16 protein-coding genes and 1 tRNA gene are annotated in these 19,666 nt (G+C 64.3%); 5 read left to right on the forward strand and 12 right to left on the reverse strand.

What is annotated here, in order from left to right; genetic code table 11:
* The first annotated feature begins 522 nt into the window (after positions 1-522).
* Positions 523-1,533, forward strand: coding sequence for a serine/threonine protein kinase (locus tag ACE3UG_RS20260; protein WP_374627278.1), 1,011 nt, complete (start codon positions 523-525; stop codon positions 1,531-1,533).
* A 38-nt stretch (positions 1,534-1,571) separates the two neighbouring features.
* Here ACE3UG_RS20260 and ACE3UG_RS20265 read toward each other — a convergent pair whose 3' ends face one another.
* Positions 1,572-2,030 (reverse strand): metal-dependent hydrolase, encoded by a 459-nt coding sequence (locus tag ACE3UG_RS20265; RefSeq protein WP_374627280.1) that lies wholly within the window; start codon positions 2,028-2,030, stop codon positions 1,572-1,574.
* Positions 2,031-2,301: 271 nt separating this feature from the next.
* Between ACE3UG_RS20265 and ACE3UG_RS20270 the strand changes: the two genes are divergently transcribed.
* The 3 genes from ACE3UG_RS20270 (at position 2,302) to ACE3UG_RS20280 (ending at position 4,466) form a co-directional block, all read left to right on the forward strand.
* Positions 2,302-3,030: a transporter gene (locus ACE3UG_RS20270; RefSeq protein WP_374627282.1), complete on the forward strand. Its 729-nt coding sequence runs from the start codon at positions 2,302-2,304 to the stop codon at positions 3,028-3,030.
* Between the two features lie 154 nt (positions 3,031-3,184).
* Positions 3,185-3,261, forward strand: a tRNA-Met gene (locus ACE3UG_RS20275).
* A 392-nt stretch (positions 3,262-3,653) separates the two neighbouring features.
* Complete coding sequence (locus tag ACE3UG_RS20280) at positions 3,654-4,466, forward strand: class I SAM-dependent methyltransferase (RefSeq protein ID WP_374627284.1); 813 nt, start codon at positions 3,654-3,656, stop codon at positions 4,464-4,466.
* Positions 4,467-4,513: 47 nt separating this feature from the next.
* Here the strand turns inward: ACE3UG_RS20280 and ACE3UG_RS20285 are convergent, their stop codons facing one another.
* Positions 4,514-5,482: a GNAT family N-acetyltransferase gene (locus ACE3UG_RS20285; RefSeq protein WP_374627286.1), complete on the reverse strand. Its 969-nt coding sequence runs from the start codon at positions 5,480-5,482 to the stop codon at positions 4,514-4,516.
* Positions 5,483-5,556: 74 nt separating this feature from the next.
* The gene (locus tag ACE3UG_RS20290; RefSeq protein WP_374627288.1) at positions 5,557-5,967 is read right to left on the reverse strand and encodes a hypothetical protein; all 411 of its coding nucleotides are present in this window, start codon (positions 5,965-5,967) and stop codon (positions 5,557-5,559) included.
* A 217-nt stretch (positions 5,968-6,184) separates the two neighbouring features.
* On the opposite strand from ACE3UG_RS20290, the gene ACE3UG_RS20295 reads away from it, so the two are divergent.
* On the forward strand, positions 6,185-6,526 hold the full coding sequence (locus tag ACE3UG_RS20295; protein WP_374627290.1) for a zinc ribbon domain-containing protein YjdM: 342 nt from the start codon (positions 6,185-6,187) through the stop codon (positions 6,524-6,526).
* Between the two features lie 150 nt (positions 6,527-6,676).
* Here ACE3UG_RS20295 and ACE3UG_RS20300 read toward each other — a convergent pair whose 3' ends face one another.
* The 9 genes from ACE3UG_RS20300 to aliB all read right to left on the reverse strand — a co-directional run bounded on the left by ACE3UG_RS20300 (position 6,677) and on the right by aliB (position 19,660).
* Positions 6,677-7,855 (reverse strand): CmpA/NrtA family ABC transporter substrate-binding protein, encoded by a 1,179-nt coding sequence (locus tag ACE3UG_RS20300; RefSeq protein WP_374627292.1) that lies wholly within the window; start codon positions 7,853-7,855, stop codon positions 6,677-6,679.
* A gap of 9 nt (positions 7,856-7,864) precedes the next feature.
* Complete coding sequence (locus ACE3UG_RS20305; protein WP_374627355.1) at positions 7,865-8,440, reverse strand: ANTAR domain-containing response regulator; 576 nt, start codon at positions 8,438-8,440, stop codon at positions 7,865-7,867.
* A 255-nt stretch (positions 8,441-8,695) separates the two neighbouring features.
* A complete protein-coding gene (gene cobA / locus ACE3UG_RS20310; protein WP_374627295.1) occupies positions 8,696-9,487 on the reverse strand; it encodes a uroporphyrinogen-III C-methyltransferase in 792 nt (263 codons plus the stop codon).
* 90 nt (positions 9,488-9,577) lie between these two features.
* On the reverse strand, positions 9,578-12,283 hold the full coding sequence (locus ACE3UG_RS20315) for a molybdopterin-dependent oxidoreductase (RefSeq protein WP_374627298.1): 2,706 nt from the start codon (positions 12,281-12,283) through the stop codon (positions 9,578-9,580).
* 65 nt (positions 12,284-12,348) lie between these two features.
* Positions 12,349-12,714, reverse strand: a complete 366-nt coding sequence (gene nirD / locus ACE3UG_RS20320) for a nitrite reductase small subunit NirD (RefSeq protein WP_374627300.1) — start codon at positions 12,712-12,714, stop codon at positions 12,349-12,351.
* Positions 12,715-12,724: 10 nt separating this feature from the next.
* The gene (gene nirB, locus ACE3UG_RS20325) at positions 12,725-15,184 is read right to left on the reverse strand and encodes a nitrite reductase large subunit NirB (protein ID WP_374627302.1); all 2,460 of its coding nucleotides are present in this window, start codon (positions 15,182-15,184) and stop codon (positions 12,725-12,727) included.
* 393 nt (positions 15,185-15,577) lie between these two features.
* Complete coding sequence (locus tag ACE3UG_RS20330) at positions 15,578-16,747, reverse strand: acyl-CoA dehydrogenase family protein (RefSeq protein ID WP_374627304.1); 1,170 nt, start codon at positions 16,745-16,747, stop codon at positions 15,578-15,580.
* A 13-nt stretch (positions 16,748-16,760) separates the two neighbouring features.
* Positions 16,761-18,431, reverse strand: coding sequence for a cyclohexanecarboxylate-CoA ligase (gene aliA, locus ACE3UG_RS20335; protein WP_374627306.1), 1,671 nt, complete (start codon positions 18,429-18,431; stop codon positions 16,761-16,763).
* 74 nt (positions 18,432-18,505) lie between these two features.
* Positions 18,506-19,660, reverse strand: a complete 1,155-nt coding sequence (gene aliB / locus ACE3UG_RS20340) for a cyclohexanecarboxyl-CoA dehydrogenase (RefSeq protein ID WP_374627308.1) — start codon at positions 19,658-19,660, stop codon at positions 18,506-18,508.
* Positions 19,661-19,666 lie beyond the last annotated feature (6 nt).

Raw genomic sequence — 19,666 nt, forward strand, 5'->3', positions numbered from 1 at the left:
CCTATTACTATGTGAGCCTCAATAAATTTAAAGCTTATCTGCCGAAGCAGACGCACCATTCATCGAGTGCCCACACTTATCGGTTGTCTAGTTTTTAAAGATCAATCGCATCGAACTTCGCTTCGTCACACACTTACCGCGCCGTCGCTTCGTTTTCTGCGTCGCTGCATCTGCAGCAGAGAAGCAAGATTATGTCGCAGCTTCTCGTCGTCGTCAACAGTTTTTTCGCTCGCCGCCGGAGCGACTCACAAACGTCAAAACCACCAACCACCGGGCTTTCCAGCCCGTCGCCCCAACCGCTTCGCTGCTTGCGCTGCGTCGCCGTCGTTGCGAGAGACGAGATATTAGTCACGTTCGCCAAACCGCGCAAGCCCTTTGTGAAACTATTTTGAAAACCCCGCATTTTCCCGCGTTCCAGCCCCTCCTCGGATCTGCGCCCTCCCCTGCGCAACCGAAACAACGATAGGGCGACGATGGAGAAGAACCGGCGTCAACCCCATCGCCTTTGGCACAATAGCGCTCATGAATACCGATCTCTCCCAAGCCCCCTGCGCACGCACGCATCCGTTCGCGACGCTCCTGCCCGACACGGTCATCGCAGCGGTTGAACAACTCGGTCATTTCAGCGACGGACGCCTGCTCGCACTCAACAGCTATGAGAACCGCGTCTATCAGATAGGCATGGAAGACGGCCCGCCCCTGATCGCGAAGTTCTACCGCCCGGAACGCTGGACCGACGACGCCATTCTGGAAGAGCACGCCTTCACGCAGGCGCTCGCCCATAATGAGATTCCCGTCGTTGCCCCACTGGAAACGCGAGGCGAGACCTTGCATCACTTCAACGGCTTCCGCTTCGCCCTGTTCCCGCGTCGCGGCGGCCGCGCTCCCGAACTTCAAGATCCCGACACACTGAACTGGCTCGGCCGCTTTCTTGGTCGCATCCATGCGCTCGGCGCCACCCAGCCGTTTCGTCACCGCATCACACTGAACGTAGACAGCTACGGACGCGTCCCGGTCGACTACCTATGGACGAACCGCTTCATTCCGACCGACTTGCGCGACGCCTGGCGCAGCATCGCCGACCTGGCGCTCGCCGGCATCGGTCGCGCGTACGAACGTGCGGGGGACGTGAAATTGCTGCGCGTCCATGGCGACTGCCACGGCGGCAACATCTTATGGACCGACGCCGGCCCGCATTTCGTCGATTTCGACGACACATGCATGGCCCCAGCCATGCAGGATCTGTGGATGCTGCTCTCGGGCACGCGCTCGGAGATGACCATTCAGCTCGATGAAGTTCTCTCCGGCTACCAGGATTTTGCCGACTTCAATCCCCGCGAGTTGCATCTGACGGAGGCATTGCGCACGCTGCGCCTGCTGCACTACAGCGCCTGGTTGGCGCGCCGCTGGGACGATCCTGCGTTCCCCGCCGCCTTCCCCTGGTTCAACACGCAGCGCTACTGGCAAGACCGCATCCTGGAACTACGCGAGCAAGTAGCGCTGATGGACGAGCCCCCTCTGGCCTGGCGCTAAACGATACGCCTCGCTTCACTACCCGCGCGCAGTCACCGTCACCACCACCGCCACATGGCGAACGCGACTGCGGCGGCCACCCACCACTCCGCAACCGATCCCGTGCTGACGTAAATCGGCGAACGGAATCGCGTTCGCAACGGCCAACATAGCGGCACCCCGGAAGGCGTGAGCCAGTCCGCCAGCAGATGCGACACATACCCGCCGCACAAAGCCAACATCCACGCGGGTACGCGCCCCCAACCGTGCAGACAGGCAACGACAGCGAGCACCGGCAGCAACAACGAATGCGTCATCCCGCGATGGCCGAACACACCGGAAATCGCAAGCGACAGCGGCGCGACGCGGCGCCCCAGCAGGCTCTTCGGGTGATCGATGTCGGGCAACAACGCGCCGACGAGCGTCAGCGGCCAGGCGTGAACGCTCGCAGCCCACCCGGTGCGATGCATCAGCCACGTTGCGCCGATGCCGAATATGAGATGACTTCTGGCTTGCATGAAGGAATGCGCGATGCGCCGGGACGTCGGGACGTCGTGCACATCGAATAGCGGGCCCGAAGTTTATCACCTGCATCGCGCCATCGGCAGCAGCGGCCAGCCCTCGTTCATCACGCCGAAATCACTCGCGTAACGCGCACAGCAGGCCGATCTCGAATACGACACATGCAACGCGATTCGATTGACCGTGTCACACACCGCCCGTACGATCCGCCCGACAGATTTCCGCACGTTGACGCCGTGACGAGCGAATCGCCCACAGGAATTTTCGATGAAGCCGCTTCTGATCCTCGCCGCAGCACTGACACCGCTTGCCGCGCAAGCCGCGAATCCACTCGTCACGGACGACACCGGCACACAGGACACCGGCAACTGGCAACTGGAACTGAACAGCGAATGGATGACGCTACCGACATCGCGCCAGCAGCAATGGAGTAGCACGCTGACGTATGGCGTGCTGCCAAATCTCGACGTCGCCGTTCAGGCGCCCTATCAGCGTACGCGACCTGATGGCGACGGCTGGACCAGCGGCGTCGCCGATCTCCAGCTACAAGCCAAATGGCGCTTTCTCGAGCGCGAGCGATGGAGCCTCGGCCTGAAGCCCTTCGTCTCACTGCCGACCGCCAGCCAGGATCGGGGCCTCGGCAACGGTCGCGCCACGACCGGCGCGAATCTGTTGATGCAATATGCCCTGGGGCGCTGGACATTCCTCGCCAACGCAGGCTACACGTGGAACAACAACAGCATCGGCAATCGGCAGAGCCTGTGGAACGCGTCCACGGCCGTGCTCTTCAGTGCAACGCCCACATTGCGTCTGGTCGCCGACATCGGCCTCGCCACCCAGCCGGATCCGACCACCAAGACGAAGCCCGCCTATGCACTGGTCGGTGCGATCTACAGCCCCACGACGGATCTCGATCTGGACGTCGGCTACAAACGCGGCCTGAATCCCGCGTCGCTCTCGCACTCGGTGCAGGCCGGCGCCACCGTTCGCTGGTAAAGCGCGTCTGCGCGCGAACGTCGATTCACAAGTCTTGCGCGCAGGAGCCGGTGAACATGCACGCCGCGCGCATGAATTTTCGGGAGTCCACAAATTTAATGTCACGATTCCTTGACACGATGCGCGGATTACCCGTAATATCTCATTTCTCAGACGCGGGGTGGAGCAGTCTGGCAGCTCGTCGGGCTCATAACCCGAAGGTCACAGGTTCAAATCCTGTCCCCGCAACCAAATTTGAAAACCCGTCGGCCGCAAGGTCGACGGGTTTTTTCATTGTCTACGTGCAAGCGTCGCGGTTCCAACGAAGTCGCCGGCGCGAGCGACCATTCCTCGATGGCAGGATGACAACCGATGCGCGTCTTGCCACGGCGACACATGCCTTGCAGCGCATCGACGCCCCGCCTGACCCGCCGGAACAAAGCGACGGCCTCGCCAAACCTGCCCACCCACTGGCAATAGCCTCAGGGCTTCGATGCCTTCGAAAGCACATCGATCGCACGGCCGACGGCGGTCTATCGTTCCGGATACACCACGCTTTCGCTGACGGAACACCCCCTCTCGCAGCATGGGCCACCTAGAATGAAAAATCCGGAGCAGCGCCGGACGTTTTCAAGGAGAGCATCATGGCCGATCGCGATAAGGTATTTGCGGGGTCGATCCCGAAGCGCTACGACACGCTAATGGTCCCCCTGATTTTCGAGGCCTATGCCGCCGACCTGGCAATGCTTGTGGCCAACACCTCGCCCATATCGGTACTGGAGACCGCGGCCGGCACTGGCGCGCTCACACGAGCGCTTGCGCCAAAGCTCAGCGCAGACGCACGCTACGCAGTAACCGACCTCAATCAGCCCATGCTCGACTATGCAGCGAGCAGGCAGACGATCGATCGCCGCATCGAATGGAGGAAAGCCGACGCGCTCGACCTGCCGTTCGACGATGCGTCATTCGACGTCGTTTGCTGCCAGTTCGGCGCGATGTTTTTCCCCGACCGCATCGCGGGTTACGCCGAAGCGCGCCGCGTGTTGACGCCGGGCGGACGCTTCGTCTTCAACGTCTGGGATCGCATCGAAGACAACCACTTTGCCGATGAGGTCACCCACGCCATCGGCACATTGTTTCCCCACGACCCACCGAGATTTCTGGCGCGTACGCCGCACGGCTATCACGACGTCGCGCAGATCCGCGAAGACCTGCGTCGCGCCGGGTTCACCCACATCGAGATCGAGACCCGCGAAAAGGTGAGCTGCGCGGCCTCGGCACGGGACGCCGCCACCGCCTATTGCCTCGGAACGCCGCTGCGCAACGAAATCGAAACGCGCGACGCCAGTGCGCTTGAACTCGCGACCGACCGGGCCACTCAAGCCATTTCCCGACGCCATGGCGAAGGCCCCGTGTCAGGAAAAATTCAGGCCCATGTGATCGTGGCCACCGGATAAGCGCCGCACTTCATCGCTCGGAACGCCGACGCAATGGCAGCGAAGTGTCAGCCGGCACGCCGACAAAACCGTTGCTCAATGACCTTGCTTCCCCATTGCTCGCCCTCGGACTCGTCGGCCAATCGAAAGCCGAACGACTCATACAAATGACGAGCTGCATCCAAGCCCTTGAACGTCCATAGATAGGTCTCGCGAAAACGTTCGTCGACAAATCGCATGGCGCTCGACATCAGTCGTCGTCCAACCCCTGACCCGCGTAACGAATCGTCGACGATAAACCATCGCAAATGCGCAAGGCCCGTTTCGACATGACCGTCGATGGCCAGCGAGGCGAGCGTGCGACCATTTTCAACGTAGCGCCACAACGCTTTGCCATCGGCGGGCAGCGCACTCGCAAACTCGCTCAACTCCGTTGCCACCTTCTTCTCGAAGAACGCGCCGAACCCCCAGTGCGCCGAGTAAAAGCGGGCGTGCAAGCTGACAATGTCGCCAATGCAACCGGGTTGATAACCTTCGACCAGCCGTATCGATTCGTCCCCTTCGGAAGCGCCTTTGGCCGAGTTGTCTTGAGCAAGCGCATCCGCGTACAACGCAAGGGAGCGAACCAACGCCTCCTGATCCGCAGGCACGATACGCCTGAGCGCGCGGGACACCTGATCCGTCGCAAAACGGTCGATGCGTCGTCGAAGCCTCTGCCCCGCCTCGGTCAAGTAAAGTTCGGACGAGCGGGCGTCTTCGTTTGCCGTCGTACGCATCAACAGCCCGCCGGCTTCCAATTTCGCCACTTGCCGGCTCGTATTCGATTTATCCAGGCGCAAGATGTTGCCAAGGTCCTTGGCGCTGATCCCCGGCGCCGCTCCGATTTCAATAATCGCGTGAACCGCAGACGGGGCGAGATCGCTATCGGCCAGCGTCGCTCGCATGAATCCAAGCTCACGAACCAATTTGCGGGAAAAGTCACGAAGTTCCAGAATCTCCGCGTCCCGAGACTTGCCGGGAAGATCGACGAGGTCCATAGCTCCACTCCCTATAAGTTGCGTATCGCAACCAATATAGTTGCGATACGCAACTTATGCAAGCGGCCAGATGTTCATTGACCGCCGCCCAGCAAATCGCGCGCATCCAGGATCGCGTAAGCAATGCCCGGGCGACGATCGAGACACCGTCGAACAGCCGCGGGAATCGAGGCCCGGATCTTCCTGCAGAGTCCCGGTTGTGCTTCCAATTGGATATTGATGCCTCGCACCGTACGGACTTCATTCAGACTGGGCGCAATCTGCAGCAAGATACCGAGTTGGGCTTGCATCAGGTCCGCCACGTGCTTCAGATCGGCGTAGCTGGTCACGGCCTCGATGCGCTCGATCAGCCGTTTCTCCTCCGCCTGCGTCAACAGCAGAACGCGCCGATCTCCAGACGGGTCCCGCATGAGGCTCTCGCGATCACAGGTACACGCACCAGGCGGACATTCCTTGCGGATTGGGAAGCGGGTCTCGTCGACCATGGTGGAGACGGAGGTGTTGGCAGGATAGGTGTCGACCTCGAACGATCGATGATCGAAGTATCCACAATCTGTTTTTTTGAATCAATTAGGGATGTCAGCGAAATGCCGATCGTGCCTCCCAAGTCGGCCAAGCCGACCTCGCCGAGCAGGCCGATCCTCAAGCAGCGCTATACTTTCGCGTTTTATTGCCTTCGTCAGCCTTTAAGGACTATCCGACATGAGCGCCTTGCCCCCTTGCCCGAAATGCAACTCCGAATTCACTTACGAAGACGGCGGCGCCTACGTATGCCCCGAGTGCGCCCATGAATGGTCGACGCAGGCGGCGGCAGTGACGGAGACAGCCGAACGGGTTTATCGCGACGCCACAGGAACGCTCTTGCAAAATGGCGATACCGTGACCGTCATCAAAGACCTGAAGCCGAAGGGCTCGGGCGGCGTCATCAAGATGGGCACCAAGGTGAAGAACATTCGGTTGGTGGACAGCGATCACGATATCGACTGCAAGATCGATGGCTTCGGCGCCATGAGCCTGAAATCGGAATTCGTCAAGAAGGTCTGAGCCCATCCCCAAGGCCGTCGCCGTCCAGGTCGACGGACGTGCGTGCCTCCCCCGAACAGCGTTCATCGCCCGGACGAAGGCGCGCATTCAAGCGCCTTCGTCCTCGCTGGTGTGCCCGTCAGCGACCGCCGCCCCATCCGATCTCAGGCATCACCGCGCACGGATGACAAACCCGTCAACGTATGCGCGCAAATCGGCGGCACTGGCGGCATCCCAGACCTTGCCGTCGCAGAGCACGTCGCGTGCGGACGAAGCCATCACCGGGACCCCCTCGGCGCGTGCCGCCGCCTCGAACAACGCCGTCTGGTTCACCGCGGCCGCCGTCTGCGCAGCGTTGGCCACCGCGTCATCGCCCACCATGCCCCAGCGACGGTACTGCGCGATGAACCACATCCCGTCCGATGGATGCGGGTAGTTCACCACGCCCTCGTCGAAGAAGCTCACGGGCAGCAAGGCATGTCTGCCTGACAGACGTCCAAAGTCGCCCAGCAGGCGCGCCGCAATCAGATCGCGTGGCGCGCCGACCCACGCCGGTTCGGCCAACCAGCCCGCCGCCTCGGCCCGGTGCCCCGGCATATCCAGCCAGCGGCAGGCGCTGAGCAGCGTGCGAACCAGTGCCTGCGCCGTTCTGGGGTAGCGCGCAACGAAATCCCGGCGGCAAGCCAGTACCTTCTCGGGATGGTTCGGCCAGATGTCGCTCGACACCGCGACCGTGCGTCCCAATCCGCGCGCCTGCGCCACGGCGTGCCACGGCTCGCCGCAACAAAACCCGTCGAGACCGCCCTCCTCCATTGCCGCGACCATATGCGCCGGAGGTATCACGATGCTGGAAATCTCGGTGAGCGGGTCGATGCCCTGCGCGGCGAACCAATAATTGAGGAACATCGCGTGCGTGCCCGTCGGGAATGTCTGCGCGAAGACCGGCTTGCGCCCGAGCGACGCGAGCGCCCCCCGCAAGTCGCCCACGCGCGTCATTGCTTCGGCCAGCGACGGCGTCACCGTCACGGCTTGCCCGTTGCGATTGAGCACCATCAGGACGGCCATGTCTTCACGCGGGCCGCCAATGCCCAACTGCACGCCGTACACCAGCCCATACAGCGAATGCGCGGCATCCAGCTCCCCCGTGAGCAGCTTGTCGCGCACCGCCGCCCACGACGACTCACGGCTCAGCTCAAGGGTCAACCCATGTTCGTGCCCCAACTCCAGACGCTTCGCCACGACCAGCGGCGCCGCATCGGACAGCGCGATGAATCCCACGCGCAAATGACGTTTCTCCGGCGCACCGTCGAGCGATTGCGCGTCAGAAGCCAACCATGATGACGTCGACATGAGCAGTGTCTATCCCAGTAATTCGGCAATCGAGACGAGTTGGCGCGCCACCTCGACGAGCTTCTCGCCCTGATCCATCGCCCGTTTGCGCAGGATGGCGTAGGCCTCCTGCTCGGAAATTTTGCGTCGATCCATCAGCAGCCGCTTGGCGCGGTCGATCAGCTTGCGGTCAGCCAGTTCGGTCTCGGCCTTGGCCAGTCGCGCACGCAGCTTTTCCTCATGCGCGAAGCGTGCGAGCGCGACCTCGAGAATCGGTGCGAGCCGCTCGGCAGCCAATCCCTCGACGGAGTATGCCGTCACGCCGGCATCGACGGCCGCACGGATCAGCGATTGATTGCCGTCGGCAGAGAACATCAACACCGGACGCGGGGCCGCCGCATTCATCACGGCAAGCTGCTCGAGCGTGTCGCGCGACGGCGATTCGGTGTCGATGATGACGACGTCAGGACGTTCGCTCTCCACCACGCGCGGCAACGCCTGCGGCTTGGCGACTTCCACCAGCATCTCGCACCCCAGTCGCGCAAGCTCGGCCCGCAACTCGCCAATCGGCTTGTCGGTATCCGTGACGAGCAGCACGCGCAACATGCCCTGCGCGAGCGCCGCCCCCGCTGCTACGGCGGCGGCAGGGGGTGCGGGGGTGCGGGACGTGTCGGCCTGAGGATCGACGTCCCCGGTATCCGGTGTTTTCGGCAAGTTTCGTGGGGGCCAACACCGTTGGCCTGTCAGTGAAATTCCATCCACACCGCCAACGCAGGGCTGCAGCGGCTGCCCCCCGTCGGCGACGACTCTTGGCCTATCCGAACGTGCCCTGTTCAGTATAGCCAGTGAAGATACAACGAATCAGGCCGCCCTGGCGACGACGCTTCGGACATCGTCGCGCGCGGCATCGTCCGTCGTCAGGCCAGGCGCGAGGGCCACCCGCGCCGCCTCACCGACTGCGCCGCCCACGAGCAGGATGGCCGGACTGGCGAAGCCTGCGGCGCGCACGTCGGACGCCAACCGCCCCAGCGAGGTCACCAGCCGCCGCTCTTGTGGCGAGCCCGCCCACTGCACCGCGCCCGCCGGCGTTGCCGCATCGAGATGCGCCAACAGCGTCTCGCTCAGTGCCTCGACCCGATGCAACCCCATGTAGATCGCCAGCGTTGTGCCGGTCGCTGCAAGCGCCGCCCAGTTGGGTGTACTGCCGTCCTGCCGGTGCGCGGTGACGAACGTCACGCCCGCACAATGGTCGCGATGCGTGAGCGACATGCCCAGACCCGCCGCCGCGGCGAACGCCGCCGACACGCCGTTCACGATCTCCACGGGCACCCCCGCGCGACGCAGCGCCGATATTTCCTCGCCCGCACGCCCGAACATCAACGCGTCGCCCCCCTTCACGCGCACGACATGCGCGCCGCGCCGCGCGAAGCGGCACATCAGCCGTTCGATGAACGCCTGTGGCGTCGAGCGACAGCCGCCGCGCTTGCCCACGGCAATGACGCGGGCCTGCGGCGCGAGCGTGGCGATCTCCGGATTGGCCAGATCGTCGACGAGCAGCACATCCGCCTCGCCGAGTACGCGCGCCGCGCGCAACGTGAGCAGATCGAGCGCGCCGGGGCCTGCGCTCAGCAGGGTGACTTTGCCGTTCTTCATGATCGTTCTCCCTCAATTCCTCGATGTTCCGCATGTCGCCCAATTGAAATCCTCTCGTGACGCGCCCGATTGAACGCCGCAATCCCGCACTCAGACGGCGTTCGTCGCCACCGCTTTGCCCGTCGCCGCACACATGCGCTGCAATTCCGGCACGCACGAGCCGCACACCGTGCCGCATCCGAGCGTCGCCTTGAGCTGTGCAACGTCCGCCCCGGTGTCGATCGCCGCGTCGATGCTCGACGCCTTCACGGACCTGCACTGACAGACCGTGCGATCGCGCGGCGCCGCCGGCCCGCTATCCGCCACGAAGACAGCGTGACGCGCGCGCGTCCATGGGGACGTCTCGCGCACACGCGCGAGTAGCGACGCCGACGCGGCAACGTCGGCCTCGCTGCCCGCCACCAGCACGCCGTCGATCAGCGATTCACGCCACGCCACGCGTTTGGTCATGGCACGACGCGCGTCGCGATATTCGAGCAGCGACTCGTCGCGCGGCAGCGCCAGTGCCTCGTGTAGACGCTCGAGCCATGCCGCATCCGGCGCGTTGTCGGCGGCCATGACGACAATCCGGTCGTCCCCCTCCAGACGCACCGTCGCGAAGCGCCGCGCGGCCAGCAACGGCTGCACCGCCGCGTGCAACCGCAGGGCGTCGCCACGCCGCACGGCCGCCACGCGCCACGGCAACGCGAGCGGGTCGACGCGCACGGCAGCGTGCTTGAGTTCGGGCTGCTTCGAGTATTTGTCCACGGCGCCCAGCGTCGTTTCGTTCACGCCACCGCCACCGAGAAACTGTCCGCTCCAGTGCATCGGCACAAACACGGTGCCCGAGGCGACGTCGTCGCTCACGCTCAGCGTCAACACGCGCTCGCCGCGACGGCTCGACAACCGCACCAAATCGCCCGCGCGCAGGCTGCGGCGCGCGGCATCGGCCGGATGCATCGTGAGCGCTGGCTCAGGCGCATGCTCGAACAACTGCCCCACGCGTCCCGTGCGACTCATGCCGTGCCACTGATCGCGCAGGCGTCCCGTCATCAGTCGTAGCGGATGGCGTGCATTGATCGGCTCCGCCACCGGCCGATAGTCGAATGCATGGAAACGCGCGCGGGCGTCATCGGTGGCGAACACGCCCTGCGCGTAGCGCCGCGCATGCCCTTGCGATGCCCCCGCCGGGAACGGCCACTGCTGCGGTCCGCGCGCGTCGAGCAACGCGTAGTCGATACCGCCGATGTCAAGGTCGCGTCCCACGGTGAGCGCACGATGCTCGTCGAAGATAGACTCGATCGATGGGAACACGAACGGCTCGGGCGACGTGTCGAGCTTCGGCGCGAGACGTCGCGCCACCTCGCTGGCAATCCACCAGTCCGCACGGGCGGCGCCCGGGGCGGCCACCGCCGCGCGCACACGCGAGATACGCCGCTCCGAGTTCGTGACCGTGCCTGACTTCTCGCCCCAACTGGTCGCCGGCAGCAGCACGTCGGCGTAGGGAACCGTATCGGTCTGGTGAAACGCCTCCTGGACCACCACGAATTCCGCCGCGGCGAGCGCCTCGCGCACGCGCGCACTGTCAGGCATCGAATGCACAGGGTTGGTACAGGCGATCCAGATGGCCTTGACACGTCCGTCGCGCACGGCGTCGAACATCTCCACAGCGGGCAGGCCCGGCCTGTCGGACAGCCCCTGCACGCCCCACAGCCGCTCGACCTCGGCGCGATGGGCCGCGTTGCCGATCTCGCGATGCGCGGCGAGCATGGTGGCAAGCCCGCCCACTTCGCGTCCGCCCATCGCATTGGGTTGACCGGTGAGCGAGAACGGCCCTGCCCCCGGGCGTCCGATCTGTGCAGTCGCCAGGTGCAGATGAATGAGCGCGAGATTCTTCTCGGTGCCGTGGCTCGACTGGTTCAGGCCCATGCAGTAGAGCGACAGCGCCGCCGGACTCTCGCCAAACCAGTCGGCGGCCCGGCGCAAAGCAGACTCTTCGATGCCGCAGATATCGGCCACGAGTTGCGGCGGATAGGCGCGCAACACCTGTTTGAGGGCCTCGAACCCTTCGGTGTGCGCGTCGATGTAGCGCCGGTCGATGCGTCCCTCCCAGATCAGGTGGTGCAGCATGCCGTGAAAGAGCGCAACGTCGGTGCCCGGCACGATGGCCAGATGCAGATCGGCCATTGCCGCCGTGTCGGTGCGGCGCGGGTCCACGACGATCCAGCGGATCGACGGATCGGCCGCCTTCGCCGCTTCGAGCCGACGGAACAACACCGGGTGCGCGTACGCCATGTTGCTGCCCGCGAAGAGCACCGTACGGGCAGCTTCGAGATCGTCGTAGCACGTGGGCGGGCCGTCGGCGCCGAGCGACATCTTGTAGGCACTCACGGCGCTCGACATGCACAGTCGCGAGTTCGTATCGATGTTGTTGGTGCGCACCAGCCCCTTCGCGAGCTTGTTGAAGACGTAGTAGTCCTCGGTCAGCAACTGTCCGGATACATAGAACGCCACCGAGTCCGGTCCGTGACGGCGGATGACGTCGGCGAAGCGCGACGCCACCGTCTCCAGCGCGTCGCTCCAGGTCGCGGGCTCGCGCAGGGCGTCGCGCGTAGTGCGCAGTTCGGGCGTCAACACCCGCCCCGCGAGCGACTGCGCGGTGAGCGGCAATGTCATGCCCTTGCTGCACAGACGCCCGAAGTTCGCCGGGTGCGCCGGATCGCCCTGCACACCGACGATACGCTCGCCGTCGCTCTCGACGAGCATGCCGCAACCGACGCCGCAGTAGCAGCAGGTGGTTTGCGTGGTGGTTGTCATGGGGGGCTCCGCCAGTCGCGAGGGGTCAGGGTGTCAAGGTGTCAGGGGATCAGGGGATCAGGGTTTCAGGCGGGGGCCGCGATGGCGCTCGCCTCGGCGCTCATCGCTTCGTCGAGCGACACATACACCTCGCCCGCGTCGATACGCACGGCAAAGCGCTGTGCGCAGCCCACATCGGGGGCGCAGGCGTGGCCTGTCGTCAGATCGATGTTCCACGCGTGCAGCGGGCAGGTCACTTTCTCACCGTGAACAATGCCCAGCGAAAGCGCGCCGCCCTTGTGCGGGCATTGGTCACGCAACGCGAAGACCTTGTCGCTCTCGGTGCGAAAGAGCGCGATGTCGCCGCTCGGATGGGGCAGCACGCGCGAGCCAAGCCGGGGGATCGCGCCCACGTCGCAAACATGCAGCCAGATCGGTTGGGATAGCGTCATGGTGTTCTCCTCAGACAGCCGCGGGTTCGGCGCTCACCGGCGTGGTCGACGTCAGCGGACGATATTCATTGGCTTGCACCCCGTCGATGCGCGCTTGCCACGGGTCGGGCAGGCCATCGAGCGAGAAGAGCAGCCGCTCGTGGAGTGCGCGCCGATTAGCGGCATCGTTGACCACGCGCTGCTTCACGTAGTCGAGGCCGACGCGCTCGAGGTAGTGCACCGTGCGATCCAGGTAATAGGCTTCCTCGCGATAGAGCTGCAGGAATGCCCCGGCGTACTCCTTGACCTCATCGGCCGTCTTCACCTTGACGAGGAACTGCGCGACTTCGGTCTTGATGCCGCCGTTGCCGCCGACATAAAGCTCCCAGCCCGAATCGACCGCGATGACGCCCACATCCTTGATCCCGGCCTCCGCGCAATTGCGCGGGCAGCCTGACACGGCCAGCTTGACCTTGTGCGGCGACCACATGTTCGCGAGCATCGTCTCCAGATCGATGCCCATCTGCGTGCTGTTCTGTGTGCCGAAGCGACAGAACTCGCTGCCCACGCATGTCTTCACCGTGCGGATCGATTTGCCGTAAGCGTGTCCCGACGGCATGCCGAGATCGCGCCAGACATTCACCAGGTCTGCCTTCTTCACGCCGAGCAGATCGATACGCTGCCCGCCCGTGACCTTGACCATCGGAATCTGATACTTGTCCGCCACGTCGGCGATGCGGCGCAGTTCGCTCGAATTCGTCACGCCACCCTTCATTTGCGGGATGACCGAGAAGGTGTTGTCTTTCTGAATGTTTGCGTGCACACGCTCGTTGACGAAGCGGCTCTGCGGATCGTCGACGGCCTCCTTCGGCCACGTGCTCAGCATGTAGTAGTTCAGCGCAGGACGGCACGTCGCGCAGCCGTTGGGCGTGCGCCATTCAAGGAAGTCGAAGGCAGCACGGTGAGTCGTGAGCCGATGCTCACGCACTGCACGGCGCACGTCCGCATGCGACAGATCGGTGCAGCCGCATACCGCCTTTTCCTTCGGCGTGGCGTCGTAGGTCGAGCCCAGGGTGCTCATCAGAATCTGCTCGCACAGTCCGGCGCACGACCCGCAGGAACTCGCGGCCTTCGTGTGCTTCTTCACCTCGTCGAGCGTGAACAAGCCTTTCTCGGTGATGGCGCGCACGATGGTGCCCTTGCAAACGCCATTGCATCCGCATACTTCGTCGGTATCCGACATGGCCGACGCGCGGTTCTGCCCTTGGGTGCCAACGTCGCCGACACTGGACTCGCCAAACATGATGCGCTCGCGCAGTTCGCCCAGCGCGCGCCCTTCGCGCAGCAACTTGAAGTACCACGCGCCATCGGCCGTGTCGCCGTACAGACACGCGCCGACGAGCTTGTCGTCGCGAATCACGAGCTTCTTGTAGACGCCGCTCGCAGGATCGGACAACACGATCTCCTCGGTGCCTTCGCCGCCGAGAAAGTCACCCGCCGAGAACAGGTCGATGCCCGTGACCTTGAGCTTCGTCGACAGTACCGAGCCCCGATAGCTGCCAATGCCCATGAGGGCCAGATGGTTGGCGCAGACCTTGGCCTGCTCGAACAGCGGGGCCACCAGGCCATAAGCCACGCCGCGATGGCTTACGCATTCGCCCACGGCGTAAATGCGCGGATCGTAGGTTTGGAGTGTGTCCGACACGACAATGCCACGCGAGCAATGCAGGCCGGCCGCTTCGGCAAGCGTCGTATTCGGCCGAATGCCCGCCGCCATCACGACCAGGTCGGCGGCAATCTCTTCGCCGTTGCCGAACTGCACGGCGCGCACGCCACCGGCACCGTTGTCGAGAATCGCAGACGTTTGATGCGCCAGCCGGAACGCGAGACCGCGTGCCTCGAGCGACTGCTGCAGGAGCTTGCCCGCCGTGCTGTCGAGCTGGCGTTCGAGCAGGGTGTCGGCCAGATGCACGACAGTGACGTCCATGCCGCGCAGCTTGAGCCCGTTGGCCGCTTCCAGTCCGAGCAGGCCGCCGCCGATCACGACGGCATGGCGCTTCTTGCACGCCGTCTCGATCATGATCTCGGTGTCGCGAATGTCGCGATAGCTAATCACACCGTCGAGATCCTTGCCCGGCACGGGCAGAATGAACGGACTCGAGCCTGTGGCGATGAGCAGGCGGTCGTACGGCGCCTCGGTGCCGTCGGCACAGCGCACCACGCGGCGCGGTCGATCGATCTGCGTGACTTCCTTGCCCAGATGCAACGTGATGCCCTTCTGCGCATACCAGTCGAGCGGATTGAGCACAATGTCGGCAAACGACTGCTCGCCGGCAAGCACCGGCGAGAGCAGGATCCGGTTGTAGTTCGGATGCGGCTCGGCGCCGAACACGGTGATGTCGTACTGATTCGGTGCAATCTCCAGCAGCTCTTCGAGCGTGCGGATGCCGGCCATGCCGTTGCCGATGACGACCAGACGAGGTTTGCGCATGCTGTCTTCTCCTGTTGCAGCGCTTGCAGCGCCCGAAAAACAAAACGGCGTCCGACCGTGCCGCAGCACGGAGGGACGCCGTTGTCCTGTGGGTGCGTCGAAAGCGCTCTCGCCTGACGCCGCACCTGAATTCAATGCCGGCGACGTCTTTGCCGCTGGCATTCACAGCAACGCAACAAGCGTGCCAGCTATCGCACGAATCCGATCAGCGCGTTGTCCGGCAACGCAGAGCAGGATGTTTGTCTATGGGAAATGCCCGAAAGTCTCAATGGATCTGCTGCACCGCAGCAGTGCACGGCGGTGCAGCACGCGCCGCGCACGCACCACCGTGATGCGCGACGTGCACGCGTCGACACGTCGCACATCAGCGCAAGGCCGACGACCTGCGACGCGTCAGTCGTCCTGCATCAGGGCACGCCCGATGATCAGTTGCTGAATCTGCGTGGTCCCTTCATATAGGCGCAGCAGACGCACATCGCGATAGAAGCGCTCGACCTTGTATTCGTTGATGTAGCCGGCTCCGCCATGCACCTGTACGCCGCGATCGGCAACGCGGCCGACCATCTCGGTGCAGAAAAGCTTGGCGCACGACGCGCGCATGCTGACATCGGCATCGCGCTGGCCTACCGGCTTCGCGTCATAGCGCTGTGCGCAGTCCTGCACCATCGACCATCCGGCGTAGAGCTCGGCCTGGCTGTCCGCGAGCATTGCCTGCACAAGCTGGAAGTCGCCGATACGCTGCCCGAACTGTTTGCGCTCGCGCGCATAGGCCACGGACTCGTCGAGAATGCGCTGCGCCATGCCGCACGCGAGCGCCGCGACATGCAAGCGCCCACGGTCGAGGACCTTCATGGCTGTCTTGAAGCCCTTGCCCGCCGTGCCGCCGATGATGTTTGCCGCCGGCACGCGTGCCCCTTGCAGCACGACGTCGCAGGTTTTGGTTCCCCGCTGGCCCATCTTCCTGTCCGGCTTGCCCAGCGACAAACCCGGCGTATCGGCGGGCACGATGAAGGCGGAGATGCCGCCTGCGCCCTCTCCGCCCGTACGCGCCATCAGGGTGAAGGCCCCGGCGCGCGGCGCGTTGGTGATGTAGCGCTTCACGCCATCGAGCACGTAGGTATCGCCGTCGAGCACCGCGCGCGTCTTGAGCGCGGCTGGATCGGACCCTGCGTCCGGCTCCGTGAGCGCGAACGACATGATCAGATCGCCGCTGGCCACGCGCGGCAGCAACTCGCGCCGTTGCGCCTCGGTGCCGTCCATGAGAATGCCCTGCGAGCCGATGCCGACGTTGGTGCCGAACACAGAGCGAAACGCGAGCGACGTCTGCCCGAACTCGTAAGCCACCCGCACTTCCTGCGACATCGACAGGCCGATGCCGCCGAATTCCTCGGGGATCGACAGACCGAACAGACCCATCTCCTTCATTTCGTCGACGATCGCGGCGGGCACGTCGTCGTGCGCCTCCACGTCGTTCTCGGCAGGCACCAGCCGCTCGCGGATGAAACGTTGCACCGCCGCGAGCAACAGCTCGAACGATTCGCTATCCAGTCCCTTCGATATCATTGGCCACTCGTCCTCAAGGTGTGCGTTCAGTCGTCTCTGCGCGAGATGTGTCGAGCATTTCGCGCAGCTTGAATTTTTGTATCTTACCCGTGGGTGTCGTCGGGAGCGTGTCGCGAACTTCGATCCGCTCGGGCCAGTACTGCCGGGCAACCTTGTGCGACGCGAGGAAACCGGTCACCGCCGCGAGGTCGATCGATTCGCCGGCGCGCGGCACGATGACCGCGCAGGCGCGCTCGCCAAGACGCTCGTCCGGATACGCGACGATAGCCACCGAGGCAACCGCCGGATGCCGGTACAGGAGCGCTTCGATTTCGACGACGGGGATGTTCTCGCCGCCGCGAATGATCACGTCCTTGCTGCGCCCGGCGATACGCACGTAGCCGGTCGCGTCGAGCCATGCCATGTCGCCGGTGTCGAACCAGCCGTTATCGTCGGTGCCGTTCCATTGCGCGCGCTTCAGGTAGCCACCGAAGTTCGAGCAGGCGCGCACGAGCAAACGCCCCGTCTCACCGGCGGGCAACTCGTCGTTCTGCGCATCGACCACTCGCAACTCCACGCCGGGAAGTGGGCAACCGTCGGTCGTCGAGGCCCGCTCGTCGTCATCGTCGAGACGTGTCAGCGTGAGCGCGCCGTTCTCCGTCATCCCCCATGCCGAGACGATTTTCGCGCCAAGTACGCTGCGTGCCTGCTCGACGACGGGGCCGGGAATCGGCGCCCCCGCGCACAGGAATGCACGCAGGCTCGGCACGCACTCGCCAGTGGCCGCCACCGCTTTCGTCAGATCGGAGAGGAACGGTGTCGACGCCATCGTGAACGTCACACCGTGCTTGCGGATGAGCCGCACAGCATTGGCCGGGTCCCAGATATCGAGCATCACGGCGCTCGCCCCAAGAATCACCGGCATCATGAGTCCGTACATGAAGCCGGTCTGGTGTGCGAGGGGCGAGCCCATGAGGATGACGTCGTCGCGACCGAGGCGCATACGTTCGGCATAAGCGAGAATGTTCGAGAACGTGGTATTCGCGCTGTGCATCACCCCTTTGGGCTCACCCGTCGTCCCCGAGGTGTACATCAACTGCATGACGTCGTCCGGATGGGCTCGCGCCGCCTGCATGGCGGCCTGCTCGGTGCGCGATGCAGCAGGTTCGCCCGCCATGAGCACGGCATCGAAACTATCGTCGCCAAAGCCTTCGCCATCGACCACGATGACGTGTCGCAGGTCCGGCAAATCCGGCTGCAGGGCTCGCGCCATCGCGGCATGATCGAACCCCCGAAACTGGCGGGGCACGATGAACGCCTTCGCCTCGCCGTGGCGCAACATGAAGGACAACTCCCGCTCTCGGAAGATGTGCATCAGCGGATTTAGCACCGCACCGATCCGGGCGCAAGCCAGATAAGTCACCGCGAACTGCCATCCGTTGGGCAACTGGCAGGCAACGACATCGCCACGGCCCACGCCACGCCGCATCAACCCCAGCGCCAGACGCTCGGCACCGTCCGCGAGCGCGGCGTAGGTGAGGCACTGGGTCTGCCCCGTGGCTGTCGACACGGCCGTCAGTGCGATCTTGCCGGGCGACGCGGCCACCGCAGCATCGAGTGCATCGTTAATCGTTCGTTCGGGCCACCAGCCACGTGCCACGCTCTGCTCGCGCCTTGGGGGAAGCAACACCGCGTCAAATTCCATTGCATCGTCTCCTGTGCTGTCGTGTCGTTCGTATCGTTATGGTGATGCCGCGACTACCGCCCGCGCCAATGCCCTCAGATCGGCACGGCCTGCCGGCCAGCCCGGGCGCGCGCAATGATCGTCTTCATGATCTGGGCCGTGCCGTCGCCGATCTGGAACCCGAGCACGTCGCGCAGCCGCTGCTCCATCACGCCACGGTCGTAACCGCCGTGTCCGAACATCAGCAGGCACTGGTGAATCGTGTCGTAAGCCAGCTTCGGCCCCCACCATTTGCACATCGCCGCTTCGGCACTGTGCGGCAAGCCACGGTCCTTGAGCCACAGCGTTTGCAGGCATAGCAGTCTCGCGGCCTCGACCTGAGTATCGAAGTCCGCCAGCGGATGCGACACGCCCTGAAATGCCGAGAGCGGCTTGCCGAACGCCTCGCGCTGGGCGACGTATTCCCATGTCTCGTCCAGCGCCGCTCTTGCAACGGCCAGGACTTGCAGGCCGATCAGCGCCCGCGAGAAATCGAACCCCTGCATCACCTGCACGAAACCCTCGCCGGGCACGCCAAGCACATGGTCAGAGGGAATTCGGACGTTCTCGAAGAACAAGGAACCGCGCCCGATGGCCCGCTGCCCATGACAGTCGAAGCGCTGCCGAGTGACGCCCGGCAGGTCGAGCGGCACAAAAAATGCCGAGATGCCGCGCGCGAGTTCGGACACCTCGCCGGTCCGGGCGAAGACAACGGCCGCGTCTGCCTGATCGGCCGCCGAGATCGATGTTTTCTCGCCGTTGAGCACGTAATGCGTGCCGTCAAAGTCAGCACGCATGCGCAGGTTCGCGGCGTCGGAGCCGCCGCGGGGTTCGGTCAGTGCGATGGCCAGCAGCGTCTCGCCGCGCGTGAGCTTCTCCAGCCATGGCGTCACCACTTCCGGCTTGCCATGCTCGGCCAGAATCTGACCGTTGAGCGAGGCCAGCAGGTTGACGTACGACATGCTGAGATCCGCGCGCGCGATGGCCTCGTGAATCACCCCGGCGGCAAGGCGCCCCATGCCCTGGCCGCCGTAGACTTCCGGCAGCTCGGGCGCAATCAGCCCCATTTCCCCCATCTCTCGCATGAGCGGACGGTCGAGCACACGCGTTTTGTCGCGCGCCTGAAAACCGGGCGCGATGCGAGCCTGGGCAAAGCGCTGCGTGTGCTCGGCCAGCGCCGCGAGATCGTCATCGAGATACGGATTGAGCATCGCGGT

The organism is Pandoraea sp. (assembly GCF_041919235.1).
GTDB lineage: Bacteria > Pseudomonadota > Gammaproteobacteria > Burkholderiales > Burkholderiaceae > Pandoraea.

Bases quoted from the DNA above. Each gene is read 5' to 3' on its own strand.
- ACE3UG_RS20330 (WP_374627304.1), bottom strand. From the start codon at position 16,747: ATGATATCGAAGGGACTGGATAGCGAATCGTTCGAGCTGTTGCTCGCG.
- aliA (WP_374627306.1), bottom strand. From the start codon at position 18,431: ATGGAATTTGACGCGGTGTTGCTTCCCCCAAGGCGCGAGCAGAGCGTG.
- ACE3UG_RS20300 (WP_374627292.1), bottom strand. From the start codon at position 7,855: ATGTCGACGTCATCATGGTTGGCTTCTGACGCGCAATCGCTCGACGGT.
- nirB (WP_374627302.1), bottom strand. From the start codon at position 15,184: ATGCGCAAACCTCGTCTGGTCGTCATCGGCAACGGCATGGCCGGCATC.
- ACE3UG_RS20290 (WP_374627288.1), bottom strand. From the start codon at position 5,967: ATGGTCGACGAGACCCGCTTCCCAATCCGCAAGGAATGTCCGCCTGGT.
- ACE3UG_RS20305 (WP_374627355.1), bottom strand. From the start codon at position 8,440: ATGTTGCGCGTGCTGCTCGTCACGGATACCGACAAGCCGATTGGCGAG.
- ACE3UG_RS20265 (WP_374627280.1), bottom strand. From the start codon at position 2,030: ATGCAAGCCAGAAGTCATCTCATATTCGGCATCGGCGCAACGTGGCTG.
- ACE3UG_RS20295 (WP_374627290.1), top strand. From the start codon at position 6,185: ATGAGCGCCTTGCCCCCTTGCCCGAAATGCAACTCCGAATTCACTTAC.
- ACE3UG_RS20285 (WP_374627286.1), bottom strand. From the start codon at position 5,482: ATGGACCTCGTCGATCTTCCCGGCAAGTCTCGGGACGCGGAGATTCTG.
- nirD (WP_374627300.1), bottom strand. From the start codon at position 12,714: ATGACGCTATCCCAACCGATCTGGCTGCATGTTTGCGACGTGGGCGCG.
- ACE3UG_RS20280 (WP_374627284.1), top strand. From the start codon at position 3,654: ATGGCCGATCGCGATAAGGTATTTGCGGGGTCGATCCCGAAGCGCTAC.
- ACE3UG_RS20270 (WP_374627282.1), top strand. From the start codon at position 2,302: ATGAAGCCGCTTCTGATCCTCGCCGCAGCACTGACACCGCTTGCCGCG.
- ACE3UG_RS20315 (WP_374627298.1), bottom strand. From the start codon at position 12,283: ATGACAACCACCACGCAAACCACCTGCTGCTACTGCGGCGTCGGTTGC.
- aliB (WP_374627308.1), bottom strand. From the start codon at position 19,660: ATGCTCAATCCGTATCTCGATGACGATCTCGCGGCGCTGGCCGAGCAC.
- cobA (WP_374627295.1), bottom strand. From the start codon at position 9,487: ATGAAGAACGGCAAAGTCACCCTGCTGAGCGCAGGCCCCGGCGCGCTC.
- ACE3UG_RS20260 (WP_374627278.1), top strand. From the start codon at position 523: ATGAATACCGATCTCTCCCAAGCCCCCTGCGCACGCACGCATCCGTTC.